At 48.0% G+C, this 17,141-nt stretch carries 26 protein-coding genes; 5 read left to right on the top strand and 21 right to left on the bottom strand.

All coding sequences use genetic code 11. The features are described 5' to 3' along the window. Nucleotides 1–23: 23 nt before the first annotated feature. The 3 genes from OEV79_10225 to OEV79_10235 all read left to right on the top strand — a co-directional run bounded on the left by OEV79_10225 (nucleotide 24) and on the right by OEV79_10235 (nucleotide 4,281). Nucleotides 24–1,313: an ATP-binding protein gene (locus tag OEV79_10225; GenBank protein MDH4211807.1), complete on the top strand. Its 1,290-nt coding sequence runs from the start codon at nucleotides 24–26 to the stop codon at nucleotides 1,311–1,313. Between the two features lie 69 nt (nucleotides 1,314–1,382). After that, a complete protein-coding gene (locus tag OEV79_10230; protein ID MDH4211808.1) occupies nucleotides 1,383–3,395 on the top strand; it encodes a DEAD/DEAH box helicase in 2,013 nt (670 codons plus the stop codon). 73 nt (nucleotides 3,396–3,468) lie between these two features. Then, the gene (locus OEV79_10235; protein MDH4211809.1) at nucleotides 3,469–4,281 is read left to right on the top strand and encodes a fibronectin type III domain-containing protein; all 813 of its coding nucleotides are present in this window, start codon (nucleotides 3,469–3,471) and stop codon (nucleotides 4,279–4,281) included. A gap of 1 nt (nucleotide 4,282) precedes the next feature. On the opposite strand, the gene OEV79_10240 is transcribed toward OEV79_10235, so the two are convergent. Both OEV79_10240 and mgtE read right to left on the bottom strand, forming a co-directional pair. Continuing rightward, nucleotides 4,283–4,600 (bottom strand): divalent-cation tolerance protein CutA, encoded by a 318-nt coding sequence (locus tag OEV79_10240; protein ID MDH4211810.1) that lies wholly within the window; start codon nucleotides 4,598–4,600, stop codon nucleotides 4,283–4,285. Beyond that, nucleotides 4,597–5,940 carry a magnesium transporter gene (gene mgtE / locus OEV79_10245; protein MDH4211811.1) on the bottom strand — a complete coding sequence of 448 codons (1,344 nt, stop codon included), beginning with the start codon at nucleotides 5,938–5,940 and terminating at the stop codon, nucleotides 4,597–4,599. Before mgtE ends, OEV79_10240 begins: the two co-directional genes overlap by 4 nt. Before the next feature lie 83 nt (nucleotides 5,941–6,023). Between mgtE and OEV79_10250 the strand changes: the two genes are divergently transcribed. Beyond that, nucleotides 6,024–7,484 carry a sodium-dependent transporter gene (locus OEV79_10250; protein MDH4211812.1) on the top strand — a complete coding sequence of 487 codons (1,461 nt, stop codon included), beginning with the start codon at nucleotides 6,024–6,026 and terminating at the stop codon, nucleotides 7,482–7,484. A gap of 97 nt (nucleotides 7,485–7,581) precedes the next feature. On the opposite strand, the gene OEV79_10255 is transcribed toward OEV79_10250, so the two are convergent. The 3 genes from OEV79_10255 to OEV79_10265 form a co-directional block, all read right to left on the bottom strand. After that, the gene (locus OEV79_10255; protein ID MDH4211813.1) at nucleotides 7,582–8,136 is read right to left on the bottom strand and encodes a Fe-S-containing hydro-lyase; all 555 of its coding nucleotides are present in this window, start codon (nucleotides 8,134–8,136) and stop codon (nucleotides 7,582–7,584) included. Between the two features lie 9 nt (nucleotides 8,137–8,145). Continuing rightward, nucleotides 8,146–8,985, bottom strand: coding sequence for a fumarate hydratase (locus tag OEV79_10260; GenBank protein ID MDH4211814.1), 840 nt, complete (start codon nucleotides 8,983–8,985; stop codon nucleotides 8,146–8,148). A 134-nt stretch (nucleotides 8,986–9,119) separates the two neighbouring features. Continuing rightward, complete coding sequence (locus OEV79_10265) at nucleotides 9,120–9,767, bottom strand: MBL fold metallo-hydrolase (protein ID MDH4211815.1); 648 nt, start codon at nucleotides 9,765–9,767, stop codon at nucleotides 9,120–9,122. A gap of 141 nt (nucleotides 9,768–9,908) precedes the next feature. Here OEV79_10265 and recR point away from each other — a divergent pair, with 141 nt between their 5' ends. Then, nucleotides 9,909–10,496, top strand: a complete 588-nt coding sequence (gene recR, locus OEV79_10270; protein ID MDH4211816.1) for a recombination mediator RecR — start codon at nucleotides 9,909–9,911, stop codon at nucleotides 10,494–10,496. Between the two features lie 218 nt (nucleotides 10,497–10,714). On the opposite strand, the gene OEV79_10275 is transcribed toward recR, so the two are convergent. The 16 genes from OEV79_10275 to tuf form a co-directional block, all read right to left on the bottom strand. After that, nucleotides 10,715–10,900, bottom strand: coding sequence for a type Z 30S ribosomal protein S14 (locus tag OEV79_10275; protein MDH4211817.1), 186 nt, complete (start codon nucleotides 10,898–10,900; stop codon nucleotides 10,715–10,717). Between the two features lie 9 nt (nucleotides 10,901–10,909). Next, nucleotides 10,910–11,482: a 50S ribosomal protein L5 gene (gene rplE, locus OEV79_10280; GenBank protein ID MDH4211818.1), complete on the bottom strand. Its 573-nt coding sequence runs from the start codon at nucleotides 11,480–11,482 to the stop codon at nucleotides 10,910–10,912. Further along, nucleotides 11,475–11,819: a 50S ribosomal protein L24 gene (gene rplX, locus OEV79_10285; GenBank protein MDH4211819.1), complete on the bottom strand. Its 345-nt coding sequence runs from the start codon at nucleotides 11,817–11,819 to the stop codon at nucleotides 11,475–11,477. The genes rplE and rplX overlap by 8 nt, the downstream gene beginning before the upstream one ends. 13 nt (nucleotides 11,820–11,832) lie before the next feature. Further along, nucleotides 11,833–12,201: a 50S ribosomal protein L14 gene (gene rplN / locus OEV79_10290; GenBank protein MDH4211820.1), complete on the bottom strand. Its 369-nt coding sequence runs from the start codon at nucleotides 12,199–12,201 to the stop codon at nucleotides 11,833–11,835. Continuing rightward, nucleotides 12,198–12,431 carry a 30S ribosomal protein S17 gene (gene rpsQ / locus OEV79_10295; protein MDH4211821.1) on the bottom strand — a complete coding sequence of 78 codons (234 nt, stop codon included), beginning with the start codon at nucleotides 12,429–12,431 and terminating at the stop codon, nucleotides 12,198–12,200. Before rpsQ ends, rplN begins: the two co-directional genes overlap by 4 nt. Continuing rightward, nucleotides 12,424–12,678: a 50S ribosomal protein L29 gene (gene rpmC / locus OEV79_10300; protein MDH4211822.1), complete on the bottom strand. Its 255-nt coding sequence runs from the start codon at nucleotides 12,676–12,678 to the stop codon at nucleotides 12,424–12,426. The genes rpsQ and rpmC overlap by 8 nt, the downstream gene beginning before the upstream one ends. After that, a complete protein-coding gene (gene rplP, locus OEV79_10305; GenBank protein MDH4211823.1) occupies nucleotides 12,665–13,096 on the bottom strand; it encodes a 50S ribosomal protein L16 in 432 nt (143 codons plus the stop codon). The genes rpmC and rplP overlap by 14 nt, the downstream gene beginning before the upstream one ends. Then, the gene (gene rpsC / locus OEV79_10310) at nucleotides 13,096–13,719 is read right to left on the bottom strand and encodes a 30S ribosomal protein S3 (protein MDH4211824.1); all 624 of its coding nucleotides are present in this window, start codon (nucleotides 13,717–13,719) and stop codon (nucleotides 13,096–13,098) included. Before rpsC ends, rplP begins: the two co-directional genes overlap by 1 nt. Then, complete coding sequence (gene rplV / locus OEV79_10315; protein MDH4211825.1) at nucleotides 13,719–14,084, bottom strand: 50S ribosomal protein L22; 366 nt, start codon at nucleotides 14,082–14,084, stop codon at nucleotides 13,719–13,721. The genes rpsC and rplV overlap by 1 nt, the downstream gene beginning before the upstream one ends. Further along, nucleotides 14,081–14,374: a 30S ribosomal protein S19 gene (gene rpsS, locus OEV79_10320; GenBank protein ID MDH4211826.1), complete on the bottom strand. Its 294-nt coding sequence runs from the start codon at nucleotides 14,372–14,374 to the stop codon at nucleotides 14,081–14,083. Before rpsS ends, rplV begins: the two co-directional genes overlap by 4 nt. Beyond that, complete coding sequence (gene rplB / locus OEV79_10325; GenBank protein ID MDH4211827.1) at nucleotides 14,374–15,195, bottom strand: 50S ribosomal protein L2; 822 nt, start codon at nucleotides 15,193–15,195, stop codon at nucleotides 14,374–14,376. The genes rpsS and rplB overlap by 1 nt, the downstream gene beginning before the upstream one ends. Beyond that, nucleotides 15,195–15,479, bottom strand: a complete 285-nt coding sequence (locus tag OEV79_10330; protein ID MDH4211828.1) for a 50S ribosomal protein L23 — start codon at nucleotides 15,477–15,479, stop codon at nucleotides 15,195–15,197. Before OEV79_10330 ends, rplB begins: the two co-directional genes overlap by 1 nt. Continuing rightward, nucleotides 15,461–16,093 (bottom strand): 50S ribosomal protein L4, encoded by a 633-nt coding sequence (gene rplD, locus OEV79_10335; protein ID MDH4211829.1) that lies wholly within the window; start codon nucleotides 16,091–16,093, stop codon nucleotides 15,461–15,463. The genes OEV79_10330 and rplD overlap by 19 nt, the downstream gene beginning before the upstream one ends. Beyond that, on the bottom strand, nucleotides 16,093–16,707 hold the full coding sequence (gene rplC / locus OEV79_10340) for a 50S ribosomal protein L3 (GenBank protein MDH4211830.1): 615 nt from the start codon (nucleotides 16,705–16,707) through the stop codon (nucleotides 16,093–16,095). Before rplC ends, rplD begins: the two co-directional genes overlap by 1 nt. Before the next feature lie 2 nt (nucleotides 16,708–16,709). Next, nucleotides 16,710–17,015 (bottom strand): 30S ribosomal protein S10, encoded by a 306-nt coding sequence (gene rpsJ, locus OEV79_10345; protein MDH4211831.1) that lies wholly within the window; start codon nucleotides 17,013–17,015, stop codon nucleotides 16,710–16,712. Next, nucleotides 17,015–17,141: elongation factor Tu (gene tuf / locus OEV79_10350; protein MDH4211832.1), on the bottom strand; the 127-nt coding region annotated here is incomplete at its 5' end. The genes rpsJ and tuf, both read right to left, overlap by 1 nt.

Here is a 17,141-nt window from a genome sequence, read left to right on the forward strand (position 1 = left end):
ATTTTGTCGACCTCGATGACAGTATGGATAAGAAGAACAGTGTAGTAGCACATCCTATATTTGGCGAAGGCGTAGTCGAGGCATCGCGTTGGGAAGGTGCGGAGCTGCGTGTCAAATTCCGTAGTGGCCTGGAGCTGTGGTTGCCCGCAAAGTGGTTCAGGCCTATCACCGTCAAGCACATCAAGCTCGACCAGATTTCGTCGAAGCGCCTTCTGGAGGCATTTCGCCTTGGTATCGTTCCGCATCAGGATATTGAATATTTCACTTTTGGCCGCGGTTATGAGTTGTCAGAACTGGAGCAGGGCCTAAAAGCGCTCAAGGAAGGGTCAGGTAATGTCTACCTGGTGGAGGGTGGCTACGGGTCAGGTAAAACCCATCTTCTGGAGTACATGCACCACCTGTGTCTGAAGTACGGGTTTGTGACTACCTATTGCGAGTTGAGCGTTCAGGAGACACCGATGTATCGTCCGAAACGAGTCTACCGGGAATTGGTACATAATCTCAGGTATATCAAGGAAGGTTCTGAATACAGGTTCCGGGATTTGCTGAGAATGGTGGCATCGATTGAGATAAGAGATCACTGTTTTCTTACACCGGTGCTGAGATATGTCAAAAACCTTGAGGATGATACTCTCAAGAACGAGGTGTTCTGGCAATTGATAGAGGGCGAATCGACGAAGGATTATGCAACAGACCCGCTTTCACCATTCCGTGTACGTGGTGGACATAAAATACCGGCCCTTTACGACTATTCAACGGCTACGGACTACTACACGTATATCATCAGCGGTTTGAGTCACCTTGTCTACGAGGTGGGTTTAGGGGGGCTGGTGATAATACTCGATGAAGTTGAGACGATAGCCCACATCTGGAATTACATCGAATATAGTCGGGGGCTTAATTTTCTGGAGGGCTTGATTCAGGCTGCTCTCGACAATGATGGTCTGAAGGTGATAGACAAACGGCTGTTGCACAATCGCGTGCGGCCGACGCCATACGTATACCCGGACCCTCATATTCTTCTGATCCTTGCATCCACTCCAGTACACGGGTTACGTGATTTTGTCGGTGTGCGTGAACTCATTGACCGAAAGGTTGTGCTGCGCAGGTTCAGCAAAGCCGAGTTAGAATTGATATACAATAACCTTTACGATGTATATACCTGCGCATACCCTGCATTTTCCATTGTTATTTCACAGCGAGAGAACATATTCAATGCCGCGTTGAAAAGGAGCTACGGTGAGTTGCGGGAGTTCATCAAATTCTCGGTCGAGGCTTTTGACTGGTTCAGGTACAGCAAGCCCAATCCATAATACCGGTTCTTTTCTAATCGGTTCTCATTGAGTCGCAGCTGAATAATTCTGCGAGAGTGATAGGTTACAATGGACAGTAGCGAAATCAAGCGGGCCCTGCACAGGACATGGGTTCCTTTTTTCAGCCATTTCGGCAGCTTCACGCCGATTCAGGAGATTACGATCCCCTCGATACTGAAGAACAAGAATGTCGTCGTGATATCACCGTCGGCATCAGGCAAGACCGAGGCAGTTATTGCCCCGGTCCTGGAAAACCTTTTCGAGCGCCAGGTTTTTGCCGCTCCCTTGAACAGACCGAGAATTTTGTATATATCTCCCACGCGCGCGTTGGTCAATGATCTTCACCGCCGGTTACACGACCCGATCCATTATCTGGATATTTCCATGGGCATGAAGACTGGCGACCGCCCGCAATTGCCCGACAAAAACGTTCCGGACGTTTTGTTAACAACTCCTGAGTCTTTTGACTCACTGCTGACGCGCCGACCCAGACTATTTTTGGATCTCGAAGCAGTTATACTCGATGAGATACATCTGCTTGATAACACACCGCGCGGCGACCAGCTTCGTATCCTGTTGAATAGACTGAGGAAAATAAGGAGCCGGCTCCATTATGCCGCTCTCTCGGCGACAATTGACGACCTGGATATCGGCAAAAGGTATTTCCCTGATCCGGAAGTTTGCCTGTTGGATGCACGGCGAGAGATTGAATATCTGCTCATACCTGCTGAGGCTTTCGTCCATAGGCTTATGGCCATCGCCAGGGAGAAGTATTTGAAGAAAATTCTTGTTTTCTTCAATGCGCGTAGTCTGGCCGAGCTCTATTCACGGAAATTGAGCGTTCCTCCTTTCTCGGATGTAGTGTATATACATCATGCAAGTCTGCCGCGGTCGAAGAGGGAGGATGTTGAGAAGGTCATGAACAGCACTGATCGCGCCATACTATGTGCAACATCCACGCTTGAATTAGGGATCGATATTGGGTCAGTGGATTGTATCGTGCTATATCGCCCACCGTTTGATGTATCTTCGATGCTGCAAAGGGTTGGCCGCGGCAATCGCCGGACGCACAAGCTTTTTGCGATCTGCGTGTATACAGATGGGTGGGAGAAGGCACTCTTTGAAACCTATCTGGAGTGTGCGATGCAGGGCAAGTTGTATGATAGGCGTTACACACCGAGCCTGTCGGTAATACCCCAACAAATTTACTCCTATTTCCACCAGCGGCGAAGGATTGGGACGACAGTGAACAGTCTAAACAGAGTATTTTCTCCGGTTTTCTCCGAGGGAACCGTAAAGTCCGTGTTCAAACATCTGTATGAAGATGGAAAGGTGGTCGAGACAAGACCCGGTATATATTTCAATTCACCTAGTCTTGAGAAGAAAATAGATTATGGTAAGATCCATTCAAATATCGCCGAGACATCTTTTGGTGAATATGATGTGATCAATGTAGCTCTGGGTATTATAGTTGGCCGCATTTTTCACCTGCGGGAGAAGTTCGTGTTGGGAGGTAAGTGCTGGCAGATCAGCCAGATCGACGAAAAAGAAAAGAAAGTCTACGCACGCTGTATCGGCGATGCTTCTGCAGTCACTAAGATATTCGAAGGCAAGGGTGCAGGGTCGTACAACTATCGCTTGGCGCCTATCATCAAAAAGAAATTCGTGCCGGACCTTGCTTTCGAGGATTTTCCTTATGCTGTCGAGGCAAACAATACTCATGTCATGCATTTATTAGGCTCGATGTATGGTTTTGTGTTGGCTGATGCTCTATTCCACGACGGCATCGATGCGATGGACGTTGAGGGAAAAATTTTAGTACTGAATAGACTCGTTCCATCCGATGACCGCTTCCCCATGCCGAGCAACGAATCGATCAAGCGGGTCATGCGTGAAAACATCCGACGTCTTGAAGATGCCTTGGGCAGCGGTGCCTACTTCTATGACCTCCCGGTCGACTCCCAGGTTGAGGACCATATGCTGAATATGGATATTGGTGGATTCCTCGGTTTCTTGGGCTCATTGCGGCTCGTGCGTATCGAGATGGAGCAGTTCCGTCAGTATGCTGAGAGCCTGCAGTAGCTTGACACATTCAGGCAGTTGTCTATAATGCTAGTGTATTACAATCGAGATATTTGAATAAAGGAGGCTTTTCATGGGAAGATTTCTTGTCGTCTGTGTTTTTTTTATACTGATGATTCTATCCTGCAATGGTGCAGTTACTATCGAATCGCCACAGGTGAAAAATGTGTTTATGGGTACAAATCATCTGATGATTTTTTGGGAGAAGAATGAATTGATTGAGAATAGCACCGATTTCGCCGGCTATAATGTGTATGTCTACACGGATTCCAGTGCCTTATTGGTTGATGATGGGGAAGAGTTGAACAAATTCAACAGCCAGACAATACAGGACACGACTTTTCAAGCTAATGGTTTATTGCAGGACAGAGTATATTTTGTTCAGGTGCGTACAGTCAATACTGAAAATAAGGTAAACGGGTACAATGCCACGACTCCTTTCATGAGGGCGTCACCGCGCCCTGAATTCACCGTGACAATGAAGATCGCGGCCGAGAGCCAGCCTGTAAATGACAGCAGCGCGGTCAGGTACAGTGATGGTCTGGTCATGGCTGATTCGTCGATGATCGGCAGTGCTGCAGATATGTGGGTAAAGGCTTCCGGTGATACTGTATGGTTCGTTTCGCCCAGCGGCCATCCGCTGTATGGTTCGGGTGCCCGCCAGACGATGCTCTCGAACATTGGACCTGGAGATTTCAATGCGATCTCGGGTATAGCATCGGAACCTGCTTCTGAAGAGATCGAAGTGGTTGCAGGGGAGATCGTTGTCGCGAAGAATGAGGACGGGAATTACGTGAAATTATACATTGACACAATTGACCTCCAGAATGACGTGATTGTCATTCTGTACGCCTATCAGAACATCCCGGAATTTCCTTACTTCTGAGTCAGTCGGTGACCTTGTAGATCCAGTTTAAGTATTCCTGCTGTCCGCGCGTGATATACCAGAAGATTATTTCTGGTACATCATACGGATGGTGATCCTTGATGTATTTTTCAACACTGCGGTACTTGGATGCTCTTGTCTTGATGAGTGCTCCGTACTCTGGATGTTTTTCGATCTTTTCTTTCCACCGGTAGACAGAAAATAGTCTGAAGATGTTCCCGCAGGCTGCGAGCCTGCTTCGAACGAGCGCTTCCACAATTTTCTTTGCCGTGCGCATATTCGGAAAGGTTGTGTATACTACGATATATTTCTTTTTCATCGGAACCTGTAAAGCAGGAGTATCGTGATGTTGAAATATATGAGCAGTGTAGTTGTGTCAAGAATCGTGGCAATCAATGGCCCAGACATCAGTGCCGGATCCACGCCGAGTTTCTTGAAGATGATCGGAAGTATGCCACCGATCGATGTAGCGATGACGATCGCAATTATCATCGCGATCGCGACCGTGAGGCCGAGTCCTGCGTCACTCTGCATGATCAGAGCACGCAGGGCGGTAATTGTTCCGGCCGTTATTCCCATTAGGATACCAATGAAGAATTCTTTGCGCACTACCCGCCAGATGTCACGCAGCTTTATCTCGCCGGTCGCCAGTCCACGCACTACTACGGTCGCCGCTTGTGTGCCTGCGCTGCCACTTGTGTTCATGAGTATTGGGATGAAGAAACTCAGTGTTACTATACTGGAGAGCAAATATGAGTAGTGTTCGAGCACGGAACCTGAGATGAAACCAGCCAGCGCAAGAATTATGAGCCAGATCACCCGTTTCTGTGCGATGTTGAGCGGGCTTGCCGACAGATACTGGTCGGTTACTTCGGTCGCACCGAATCGGTAGATGTCCTCACTCGTTTCCTCTTTGATGACGTCGATGACATCATCGACGGTAATGACACCCTTTATTCTTCCGAGTTTGTCCAGCACGGCCAGCGCGGCGACGTCGTATTTTGCGAAAACGCGTGCGACATCTTCTTGATCCATGTCGAGGCCGACGTTTGGAAAATGGGAGTCCATTATATTTTGGACTATTGTGCGTGGTGTGGCGGTGAGCAAATCCTTCAGCGGGATGATACCCTGCAGTCTATGGACCTTGTCGACGACATAGATGTTCTGTATGAAATCGATTTCCTTACCGTGGGTTCTCAATTCTCTCAAGGCGTGTGCGATATTTGCATTATCGGGCACGGTGATGTAATCAATGGTCATCAAGCCACCGGCCGTATTTCCCTTATAGGCCAGGAGCTCGCGGGCTCTTTTTTGTTCTTCGGCGTCAAGTAATGGTATTATTTTCTCGACTTCTTCGGTTGGCAGTGCCGCAAATAGGTCGGTACGGTCGTCCGGGGACATTTCGTTAAGAACTTTTATCATCTTCGCTGTCGGCAGATCGGTGAGCAATTCTATCATTTGGTCTTCTCGGAGAAACTCGAAGATGTCCGCAGCGCACTTTGCGTCCAGTATGTTGAATAATTTCAGTCTCTCGTCATGCGTAAATTCGGACCATGTTTCGGCAATATCTGCTGGTTCGAAATAGGACACGATCTTTCTGATCATTCGCTTCTGCCTGGTGGCAAGCAATTCCTTTATTTCAGGGAGAATGACGCGCATGGATGAGTCTATTCCGAGATGCTACGTAAGTCAATAGTAATATTTGATGATTGACACAATATTTGTTATTGCTATAATCTTCAATGAAAGAAATATGGCAGAGTAGGACGTCATTTGTGCTAGCCTCGATAGGCTCAGCGATAGGGTTGGGGAACATATGGCGCTTCCCCTATGTATGCTACGAGTGCGGTGGAGGTGCATTTCTTATTCCTTTTCTTGTTGCACTCCTGACCGCAGGTATACCGCTCATGGTGCTGGAGTACTCGGTCGGGCACAAATTCTCAAAACCCGCTCCTCTTGCGTTGGGAAACCTAAAGAAAGGTTTTGAAATACTGGGTTGGTTTGCACTCCTCGTTGGTTTCGGCATAGCAACCTACTACGCGGTGATAATGGGTTGGGCGTTCAATTATCTCGGATACTCCCTCAATATGGCATGGGGTGATAATACTCAGGGTTTTTTCTTCAACCAATTCCTAAAAATATCGGAATCGCCGATGCAATTGGGTTCTGTACAATGGATGATCGCGCTGGGTCTGATCCTGACCTGGATAGCTATCGTTGCATCGATCTGGAAGGGCGCGAAAACGGTCGGCAAGGTAGTGTACTTCACGGTCATCATACCGTGGATCATCCTGCTGGTGTTCGTTGCGCGGGGACTGACGCTACCCGGCGCGCTCGAGGGTCTGAAGTATTACCTGACGCCGAACTTCAGCGCGCTCCTGAACTATCGCGTCTGGCTGCACGCCTATTCACAGGTTTTCTTTTCTTTAACCATAGGTTTTGGTGTACAGATGACGTATGCGAGTTTTCTGCCACGGGATTCTGATGTTGTGAATAATGCTTTCTTGGTGAGCCTCGCCGATGCCGCCACCGCGTTCGTCGGTGGCTTCGCTGTGTTCTCCACGCTGGGCTACTACGCAAATCAGACCGGTTTGCCGGTCAGTGAGGTCGTGCAATCAGGTCCGCAGCTCGCCTTTGTAACTTATCCCACGATCATCCGGTTGCTGCCTTTTGGTTCTGTTATATTTGGCGTGCTTTTTTTCTTGATGCTTTTAACTCTGGGCATAGATTCTGCATTCTCCCTGGTGGAGGCAGGTGCCGCATCCCTGATCGAGAAATTCAATTTTAAGCGCGTCCACGTGAATATCGGGTTTGCCATCGTGGCCGGGCTCATCGGTTTGATCTACACAACGAGAAGTGGACTCTACTGGCTTGATATCGTAGATTATTTCATGAATAACTTCGGTCTGCTCGTTGTCGGTATCTTGATGTGTATTGCCGTGGGCTGGTTCTACAAACATGAAGAGATACGCGAGTACGCAAATGGCAAATCGGACTTTACGATCGGCAGGTGGTGGGATTTTTCTGTCAAATATCTGACACCAATTGTGGTCGGTGCACTATTCATAACGAACGTTGTTGACCGAGTGAAGGCGGCGTATGGTGGATATTCTCGCATCGCAGAGTTTCTCGGCGGTTGGTTGGTGATCATAGTTTTTGTGGTCGTTGCGGTAATCTTGTTCAAGAAGAAAGGGAGATCGTGATGCCTGTATCTGCATGGATTATGTTCGCGGTTGCCGCCCTGGTCCTTTTTGGCGGCATAATAGTGTGTCTTTTTAAGATCAAGATCAGGAAATAGGCCTACCGTTTGTACTTCTTGATTCCCTCCTGGTAGAGATCACCGCCAAAAGCGTCGTTGGCAACGATAACCGGGAAATTCTCAACCTCGAGCTCACGGATGGCTTCTGGGCCGAGGTCTTCATAGGCGACGATTTTGACCGCTTTGATATTCTTTGAAATCAAGGCGGCGGCACCTCCGGTTGCAGCAAAATAGACTGCCTTATATTCTTGCATCGCATCACGCACCTCTTTGGACCGAACGCCTTTTCCAATCATGCCCTTTAGTCCTTGCGCAAGAAGAGTCGGCGTGTATGGGTCACAACGACCTGATGTTGTCGGGCCTGCCGGCCCGATAATATAACCTGGTTTTGTCGGCGCTGGGCCTGCATAGTAGATGACATTTCCTTTCAAATCGATCGGCAGTTTCTCGCCTTTTTGTGCAAGTTCGAACAATCGTTTATGTGCTGCATCTCGTGCAGTATATATCTTTCCGGTGATAAGTACGCTATCGCCGATTTTCAATTTCAGTATATCCTCGTCACTCAAGGGAGGTTTCATTCTGGTTACGTCAGCCATTTTGTCTCCTTATATTATTGCAGTTTTGTGTCTTGCAACATGGCAGTTAATGTTTACCGCTACGGGGAATGAGGCGATATGGCGGGGATGAGTTTCGATGAATACATCCAGCGCAGTGATTCTGCCCCCTAAACCCATAGGTCCTATGCCAAGCTTGTTTATCCTTTGAAGAAGCTCTGTTTCAACGTCCGCATAGAAGGGGTCAGGATGTCTTTCTCCGATATTTCTCAACAATGCTTTCTTTGCCAGAAAGGCCACATATTCAAACGTACCACCTATGCCCACACCGACAACTATAGGCGGACAAGGATTTGCACTTGAACGCAATACTCGGTCGATTACGAAGTCTTTCACTCCCTCTATGCCGTCGGCTGGTTTTCCCATTCTGACCTCGCTCATATTTTCACTGCCGCCACCCTTTGGTGCAACCGTGATTTTTATCTTATCGCCGGGAACAAGCGTAGTGTGAACGATTGCGGGTGTATTATCACCGGTGTTCTTGCCCTTGATCGGATCCGAGACAATCGATTTCCTTAGGTACCCCTCTGTATACCCCTTACGAACACCTTCATTGATTGCATCAATGATATTACCTTTAACGTAGACCTCAGTGCCCAGGTCCAGAAAGACGACCGCAAACCCACAATCCTGGCATATGGGGATATCTTCTTGTTTGGCGATTTCGGCATTTTGCAGCAATTGATTCAGAATGTCTTTGCCGGTTGCCGATTCTTCCCTTTTCAATCCGTCCTTGAATGCCTTGATGACGTCATCGCCCAAATAATAGTTTGCCTCCATACAGAGACGTGCGACTTTGTCAACGATAGCTTGAAATGGCACTTCCCTCATTTGCTCTCCTTTAAGCCCAATGGGCTCTGACGGTTTCAGTAACCGTCTCAGGGTTACGATATCCGTATCGCATTTCCACACCCCCAACCCTCATACGATCTCTGCACAGCATCATGATTCTATACAATTGATTTTTACTTGGTCGGTGCCAGCACGTAGATCTTGGTTGTAGGGGGAAGATTTTGCTTGCTTACTTCCAATTCGCCTTCTACTTTCTTGATATCTTTGCCTTTTGTGAAATCTTCAACCGGTGCGATTGGGAAGCCGCACTTATCAGTCTTGAAGTGCATGGGTATAACAACCTTTGGTTTTAGAATATCGATGACGGTTTCTGCATTTTTCGCACCAATCGTAAAATACCCGCCAACCGGGATCAACAAAATATCCACTTTGCCTATTTTTGTGGCATCCTCAACAGACAGAGCATGACCAAGGTCACCGAGATGGACTACATTCAGACCATCGATGAGCATGTTGTAGATTGTGTTCACGCCTCTCTCTTTTCCCCCGCTCTCGTCATGATGAACCTGAACGCCTTTGATCTTGATACCCTCAACCTCTTTTTCTCCGGTTCCCCTTACGAATGATGGATCACCTGCTATCGCTGTTTCGTTGTGATCGTCATGTTCATGGGATATCGATACGATATTCGCTTCTTCGGTTATCGGCTCGTATTTTATACCTCCATCAAAACAGCCTGGTTTATACGGATCAGTGATGATCCTGACACCTGCCTCCGATGTGATGAGGAATGCCGCATGACCCAAAAATAATATCTTCATGGTAGGACTCCTTTCACTGGCCGATAGAATATTGCCATCGTTGTTGAACGAATGATTCAATCTATTATAGCATATCCGCGGGCAAAATCAAGACCGTTTTTGCGGTGTTGACTATTAAGGGTATTTTCACTAGAATAATCCATGGCTTTGCTCGGGGATTTGATTGAGAAACTGCAGTGGTTACCTGGTATCGGCAGAAAATCAGCACAGCGTATCGCCTTCTATCTGCAGAAGATGGATACGAAGAGGGTGCAGGAATTGGCCGATGCTATCATAAGGGCACGCACCAGGCTAAAAGAGTGCTCGGTCTGTCATAATCTCAGCGAAAAGAGCCCGTGTGAAATCTGTAATGACAGCGGCCGCGAAAAAGACAAGCTGTGCGTGGTCGAGCAGCCTTCCGATGTTATGGTCATCGAGAAGACGAGCGAATACCGAGGTGTCTATCATGTTATCCATGGAGTCATTTCGCCGATCGATAACATCGGGCCAGAAGATCTGCGCATCGATTCGCTCATTGGCAGACTTAAGGGCGATAATATTAACGAAGTGATCATTGCAACGAATCCAACTACTGAAGGTGATGTGACCGCGATCTATATCGCCAAGCTGATAAGACCGCTAGGAATCAAGGTCACGCGAATCGCTCGCGGCTTGCCTATGGGCAGCGATCTCGACCTCGCAGACTCGACGACGCTCTCGAGGGCACTAGAAGGAAGGAGCGAACTCTAATTCGCAAAAGGCGAATTAGAGCTAAAATCCCAAATTCTAATATCTAAATCCTAAATAATACCAAAATTCAAAAAACAAAATACAAAATAACATCGGTGAGCAGAACGCCAAACTACATCACTTCAAATTTGCTGGTTTGAAATTCGAATTTTGATATTTATATTTGTTTAGTATTTCGGATTCAGTGCTTCGGATTTATCTGAGCGTCAGTGAAGAGTCTACCAGGTTGCTTTTCTAACGCCCGGTATCTCGCCCTTGAGAGCAAGCTCGCGGAAGCAGATACGGCACAAACCAAATTTACGGTAATAGGCACGTGCCCGGCCGCATCTGAAACAGCGATTATACTGTCGTGTTTTATGTTTTTGGGTTTTCTTTTGCTTGTTGATTAAAGCTAAAGTTGCCATTTAACTCCTTTACTTTTTCCTTTCAAAGGGCATGCCCATTCCTTCCAGTAGTGCAAGGGCATCTTCGTCTTTTTTTGCCGAAGTGACAATCGCGATATCCATGCCGAATACCTTTTTTATTTTATCATATTCGATCTCGGGGAATATGGTCTGTTCAGATAGCCCTACGTTATAGCTACCACGTCCATCAAAGGAATCTCTTGAGAATCCGCGGAAGTCTCTTATTCTTGGTGCGGCAAAGCTCACAAAGCGATCGAAGAATTCGTACATCCGGATTCCCCGGAGCGTGGTCTTGAGGCCTATGACCATTCCCTTGCGTATCTTGAAATTAGAGATCGGACGTTTGGCTTTTGTCTGTACGGGGACCTGTCCTGTTATCCGCGAGAGGTCATCACGGACGATATCTAGGATTTTTGGATCATTCACGGCTTCGCCGAGACCGACATTGATGACGATTTTCTTGAGCTGCGGTACTTGATACATGTTAGCGTATCCGAGTTGCTTGACAAGAGTTTGTCTCAGCTCTTCGAAGAAGAATTGTTTCAATCTTGGTTTGTAATCGCCTTCTTTTTTCTTATTCAAGGCTTTCTCCACATTTCTTGCAGATTCTTACTCGTTTATTTTCGATTTTTTCCATCCGTACCTTTGCTCTCTTACCGCATTTTGGACAGATCAACATAAGATTTGAAATGTTAACCGGTGCCGGCACAGTTACGATACCTGAAGGTTTTGCCTGGGAGCGAGCTCGCTGATGTTTCTTGACGAGGTTAACGCCCTCGACAATGGCCATGGTCTTTTCTGGGATTACTTCCAGAACCCGGCCGCGTCTCTCTCTCTCTTCGCCGGTGATTACTTCAACAAGATCATTCTTCCGTACATGAAATTTTGTTCTTCTTTGTTTATTTTTATCGTCGGTCATTCAATCACTCTCTTCATACTACTTCGCTCGCCAGCGACATTATTTTGGTGAATCCCTTTTCTCTCAGTTCGCGTGCGACGGGCCCGAATACTCTCGTGCCTTTCGGTTCCTTCTGTTCAGTGATTAGTACACATGCATTATCGTCGAATCTCACGTACGAACCATCTATGCGGCGGTATTCTTTCTTTGTGCGCACGATTACGGCCTTGCCTTTGTCACCTTTCTTGACCGGGGCGTTCGGCATCGCGTCCTTAATGGAAACATTGATGATATCCCCGATGCGACCGTACCGTGTTCTCGAACTGCCGCTGACTCTTATGCACATCGCCACGCGTGCCCCGGTGTTGTCGCAGACCTTAAGCCGGGAGTATATCTGGATCACTTGATTCTCCTTATGACTCGCCAACGCTTCAGTTTGGATAAAGGCCGTGTTTCCTCGATCATTACCTTGTCCCCGAGTTTGTATTCATTCTTGGCATCGTGTGCGTAAATCTTGGTTCTCTTGCGCACATATTTCTTATAGAGCGGATGCTTGTCATAGGTGGTGATTCTTACGACCACGGTCTTATCAGGTTTATCGCTGGTTACCGTACCGACTTTCCTCCTACGCACCTTTTTCTCCTTTCTTAGCCTTCGTTGCCACTTTCTTTGGTTCGAGTAATTTCCTTATTCCCTTTTCGTCTTCGCGCAGTATCGTTTTGATACGGGCAATGTCTCTGCGTAAAGTGCGCAGCCTCAGTGGGTTCGGGAGTTCTTGAGCACCACGGCGCAATCGCAGGTTGAATGTCTCTCGGTTCAGGCCGTTAAGCATATCAATAAGTTCTTCACGAGTTTTTTCTCTGATCTCAAAAACCTTCATATCTCACACCAGCTTCCCTCTTCATGAATCTTGTTTTCATCGGCAATTTGTTTGCCGCGAGCCTCAGGAGATGTTGAGCTTCATCCGTGCTCATTCCCTCCAGTTCAAATAGAATACGTCCCGGTTTCACAACGCTCACCCAGAATTCTGGCGCACCCTTGCCTTTGCCCATTCTTGTTTCGGCGGGTTTCTTGGTTACGGGTTTGTCCGGGTATATCCTTACCCATAATTTGCCGCCTTTTTTCATCTTGTGGGCTATGGCGACGCGCGATGCTTCGATCTGCCGAGCCGTTACCCATGCGGGTTCCAGTGCAACGAGTCCATATTCGCCAAACGCAACGGAATTGCCGCTTGTTGCTTTTCCCTTACGGCGTCCCCGGTGATGCTTCCGGTATTTCGTTTTCTTCGGCTCGAGCATTAGTGGACATCTCCTTTGTATATCCAGACTTTGACACCGACAGTTCCGTAGATTGTAAATGCGGTTGCACAGGCATAGTCTATGTCAGCGTTGATTGTCTGCAGCGGGACCCTGCCTTCGGGATACCATTCGGTCCTGGCTATCTCCGAACCGCCTAGTCGGCCGGAACAAGCAACCTTTATGCCGCGGGCGCCGATTTTCATTGCCGATATTATTGCGCGTTTCATTGCACGTCGATGCGATATCCTCTGTCTTATCTGACGCGTGATATTCTGCGCTACGAGGAAGGCATCGAGCTCCGGCATTCTGATTTCTTCGATGTTAATTGCCACATCCTTATCTATCAGACTCTTGATCTCTTCTCGGAGTTTCTTGATTTCTTCTCCACCCTTGCCGATAACCTTGCCCGGTTGTGCAGTGTAGACTGAAATAATAACACGGTTTGAGAGTCTCCTTATGATAATATCTGAAAGCATTGCATCAGAGAGTCTCTGGTATAGATAACGACGAATCGAATAGTCTTCAGCAACGAGCTTTCCATAATTCTGTTGATCGAACCATTTGGATTTCCAGTCCTTGGTAATGCCTAAGCGGAATCCAATCGGATGTGTTTTCTGTCCCATTAGCCTCCCTTCTTCTCAATTGGTTTGTATGAATCGACGATTACTCTGATGTGGCAGGTTCTTCTTCTGATCATATCTGCGGTGCCGCGAAACCCCGGTCTCCAGCGTTTCAGTGCCGGGCCTGCATCGACGCTTGCTTCTTTGACATAGAGTTCACTATCATCAACGCGTAGAGTGCCGACACTGTTTTTGAAATTTGCCACTGCAGAATTCATGGTTTTTAGAATGGGGATCTTGGATCGGGATGGGTGAAATTGCAGAAGTGCCCGTGCTTCCATCACGCCTTTTCCCCTGATAACATCCAGGATCATTTTGACCTTGCGTGGTGATACCCGTTCGTACCTCTTTATCGCGCGTGCGATCATCTCTCAAACTCTCTTTCCTTCTCGGCTTTTCTGGTCCCCGAGTGGATGCGAAAAGTTCTGGTGGGAGAGAATTCACCGAGCTTGTGGCCAACCATTCTTTCGGTTATATAAACCGGGATGAATCGGTTACCATTATGCACTGCGACGGTAAATCCCACGAACTCCGGTGGAATGATTGAATTTCGTGCCCACGTTTTGATGATTTTTTTCTCGCCGCTGTCAATCAATTTGGAAATTTTCTTCATTAGTTTGACATCCACATAGGGGCCTTTTTTGAGCGCTCTCGACATTACTTTCTCCTTTTAAGAATGAACTTGGATGATGATTTGTTCCTCTTCCGCGTTTTCTTTCCCTTGGTCAACCAGCCCCATGGTGAAGTTGGCTGGCGGCCTCCGTGTGAACGTCCTTCTCCACCGCCCAGAGGATGATCGATCGGATTCATTGCCACACCGCGTACGTACGGGCGAATTCCCATATGACGTTTCCTGCCTGCTTTGCCGATTGAGATACTTGAATGAAGCGTATTCGATACTTTGCCGATTGTCGCGCGGCATCTCAAATCGATCAATCTGATCTCCCCGGACGGCATTTTGATATGGGCATACTTACCTTCTTTGGCGAGTATTTGACAAGATAGCCCGGCGCCTCTTACCAGCTTAGCGCCTTTCATCGGTGCCAGTTCGATTCCGTGGATTTCGACGCCCAGAGGGATGCTCGCAAGCGTCAAGCAATTACCGATCTTGATCTGCGCATCGTCTCCCGACATTACGGTATCACCGATCTGCAGACCTTCCGGTGCGATGATGTAGCGTTTCTCACCATCTTTATAGCTGATCAACGCGAGGAGCGCGTTGCGGTTAGGATCATATTCGATCGTTTTCACAGTAGCGGGTATGCTGTTCTTGTCTCTCCTGAAATCAACGATTCTAACCCTCTTTCGATGTCCGCCACCTCGGTGCCTTGCCGTGATCCTGCCCAGATTATTTCGGCCGCCGCTTTTCTTTTTGCTGAACGACAGCGATTTCTCAGGTCGGGTTTTGGTTACGGGCGGCTTATTGACGCTGTAGAACCGGCGCGCGGGTGAAGTGGGCTTATATTTCTTGATTGTCATCATGCACCTTCTATCAACTCGATCTTCTGCCCGGGTTTCAGCGTAACCGTGGCTTTTTTGTATCCTGTCGTGTAGCCAAAGGAGATACCCATTCTTTTCGGCTTGCCGCGGAAATTAGCGGTCTTCACATCTGTCACGTTCACGTTGAACAGTCTCTCCACGGCTTCTTTGATCTCCCGTTTGTTCGCCTTCTTCGCGACCTCAAATTGGTAGCAATTCCTTTCCCGCAGTCGATCTGCTTTCTCGGTTATCAACGCTCTCTTGATTATTCTTTCGTTGCGCATCTCTGCTCCAATTTCTCAAGGCCCTTCCTGGTAATCAACACATATTCAGCGCTCATTACATCGTAACAATTGATGTCATTTGCCCTCTTTAATTGCACGTTGCGTAAATTGCGGCTCGCCATCAGGATATTCTTCTGCATGGCATCGACCGCAACGAGGGTTTTCGCTTTGTCGATCTTAATGTCCTTTAATATTTGGACGAAATTTTTGGTTTTGGGCGTATCCAGGTTGATATCTTCGATGACTAAGATCCTGCTTTCCTGCGCTTTTGCGCTCAGCGACGCAAGGAGGGCGCCCATTTTCTTCTTCTTGGGCATTGAAGTTCTGTAATCTCTTGGTTTAGGACCGAAGGTTACACCGCCACCTCGCCAGATCGGCGAGCGCGTGCTACCATGTCTTGCCCAGCCAATACCCTTTTGACGCCAGGGCTTTTTGCCACCGCCCCTCACTTCGGCTTTTGTTTTAGTGCTGGCTTGTCCCATCCTGCGGTTGTCCATGAGTGCATTTATCGTCTCCCAGATAAGAGCCTCGTTTATCTTCTGGTCGAATATTTTCTTGCCCAATTCAACGGTTCCGCTTTCTTTGCCGTTTTTGTCAAATAGCTTCGTCTGCATCATTCATCCTTTGTTATTATGAGATAACTGTTGCGTGCTCCCGGAACCGCGCCTTTCACGTAGAGTATATTTTTCTCTTTCTCTACTTTGATAACCTGTAGATTTTTTACGGTCACTCGTTCATTACCGTATCTGCCCGGCATCGTTTTACCCTTCCATATCCTGCCCGGTGATGAGCCGGGACCGGATGAACCGATTCGCCGGTGCGCCATGGAACCATGGGTGGCGGGACCACCTTTCCATCCCCATCTTTTAACGCCTCCAGAAAATCCACGGCCTTTGGTCCACCCCGTGACCGAGACTGAATCACCGTCTGCGAAAATCGTCGCATCAACTTTGTCGCCGGCCTTGTACTTGCTGGTATCGTTCACTCTTATCTCCAGAATACGGGCCGCCGATTCTGTCTTTGATTGCTTGAGATGTCCGCTCAGGGCTTTGTTCACTTTTTTCCTCGTGCCAAAGCCCAGTTGTATGGCTTTGTAACCATCACGAGTTTCTTCCTTGACCTGCAGAACCGAACACGGCCCTGCTTGTATCAGGCTGACCGGAGTGACTTCGCCTTTTTCTGTGAATACCTGGGACATGCCGATTTTCCTGCCGACGATTCCGATCATGATCACATCGCCTTCACTTCGATATATACCCCGGCGGGTATTTCCAGTTTGTTCAAGGCATCGATTATGTCCGGTGTCACATCATTCAGTTCGATGAGCCTCTTGTGCACGCGCAATTCAAACTGCTCGCGGGATTTCTTGTCGACGTGTGGGGAACGGAGTACCGTGTAGAGTGAACGTTCCGTGGGGAGGGGAACGGGTCCGGCCATGTTGACGCCAAAACGCTTGACCGTCTCAACGATGGATTTCACCGACTGGTCAAGAATACGGTGATCATATGATTTTAGTCTGATTCTTAGTTTGTTCATTATTCGATTATTTTAGTAACGACGCCAGCGCCGACGGTGCGGCCGCCTTCGCGGATCGCGAAGCGCAGGCCTTGCTCGATCGCTACCGGACTGATCAACTCGATCTCAAAATTCGCATTGTCCCCA

This window comes from candidate division WOR-3 bacterium (assembly GCA_029858255.1).
Taxonomy (GTDB): domain Bacteria; phylum Hydrothermota; class Tepidihabitantia; order SM23-42; family SM23-42; genus SM23-42.

Bases quoted from the DNA above. Each gene is read 5' to 3' on its own strand.
- OEV79_10225 (MDH4211807.1), top strand. From the start codon at position 24: ATGGATAAGAAGAACAGTGTAGTAGCACATCCTATATTTGGCGAAGGC.
- OEV79_10230 (MDH4211808.1), top strand. From the start codon at position 1,383: ATGGACAGTAGCGAAATCAAGCGGGCCCTGCACAGGACATGGGTTCCT.
- OEV79_10235 (MDH4211809.1), top strand. From the start codon at position 3,469: ATGGGAAGATTTCTTGTCGTCTGTGTTTTTTTTATACTGATGATTCTA.
- OEV79_10240 (MDH4211810.1), bottom strand. From the start codon at position 4,600: ATGAAAAAGAAATATATCGTAGTATACACAACCTTTCCGAATATGCGC.
- mgtE (MDH4211811.1), bottom strand. From the start codon at position 5,940: ATGCGCGTCATTCTCCCTGAAATAAAGGAATTGCTTGCCACCAGGCAG.
- OEV79_10250 (MDH4211812.1), top strand. From the start codon at position 6,024: ATGAAAGAAATATGGCAGAGTAGGACGTCATTTGTGCTAGCCTCGATA.
- OEV79_10255 (MDH4211813.1), bottom strand. From the start codon at position 8,136: ATGGCTGACGTAACCAGAATGAAACCTCCCTTGAGTGACGAGGATATA.
- OEV79_10260 (MDH4211814.1), bottom strand. From the start codon at position 8,985: ATGAGGGAAGTGCCATTTCAAGCTATCGTTGACAAAGTCGCACGTCTC.
- OEV79_10265 (MDH4211815.1), bottom strand. From the start codon at position 9,767: ATGAAGATATTATTTTTGGGTCATGCGGCATTCCTCATCACATCGGAG.
- recR (MDH4211816.1), top strand. From the start codon at position 9,909: ATGGCTTTGCTCGGGGATTTGATTGAGAAACTGCAGTGGTTACCTGGT.
- OEV79_10275 (MDH4211817.1), bottom strand. From the start codon at position 10,900: ATGGCAACTTTAGCTTTAATCAACAAGCAAAAGAAAACCCAAAAACAT.
- rplX (MDH4211819.1), bottom strand. From the start codon at position 11,819: ATGACCGACGATAAAAATAAACAAAGAAGAACAAAATTTCATGTACGG.
- rpmC (MDH4211822.1), bottom strand. From the start codon at position 12,678: ATGAAGGTTTTTGAGATCAGAGAAAAAACTCGTGAAGAACTTATTGAT.
- rplP (MDH4211823.1), bottom strand. From the start codon at position 13,096: ATGCTCGAGCCGAAGAAAACGAAATACCGGAAGCATCACCGGGGACGC.
- rpsC (MDH4211824.1), bottom strand. From the start codon at position 13,719: ATGGGACAGAAAACACATCCGATTGGATTCCGCTTAGGCATTACCAAG.
- rplV (MDH4211825.1), bottom strand. From the start codon at position 14,084: ATGATCGCACGCGCGATAAAGAGGTACGAACGGGTATCACCACGCAAG.
- rpsS (MDH4211826.1), bottom strand. From the start codon at position 14,374: ATGTCGAGAGCGCTCAAAAAAGGCCCCTATGTGGATGTCAAACTAATG.
- rplB (MDH4211827.1), bottom strand. From the start codon at position 15,195: ATGACAATCAAGAAATATAAGCCCACTTCACCCGCGCGCCGGTTCTAC.
- OEV79_10330 (MDH4211828.1), bottom strand. From the start codon at position 15,479: ATGCGCAACGAAAGAATAATCAAGAGAGCGTTGATAACCGAGAAAGCA.
- rplD (MDH4211829.1), bottom strand. From the start codon at position 16,093: ATGCAGACGAAGCTATTTGACAAAAACGGCAAAGAAAGCGGAACCGTT.
- rplC (MDH4211830.1), bottom strand. From the start codon at position 16,707: ATGATCGGAATCGTCGGCAGGAAAATCGGCATGTCCCAGGTATTCACA.
- rpsJ (MDH4211831.1), bottom strand. From the start codon at position 17,015: ATGAACAAACTAAGAATCAGACTAAAATCATATGATCACCGTATTCTT.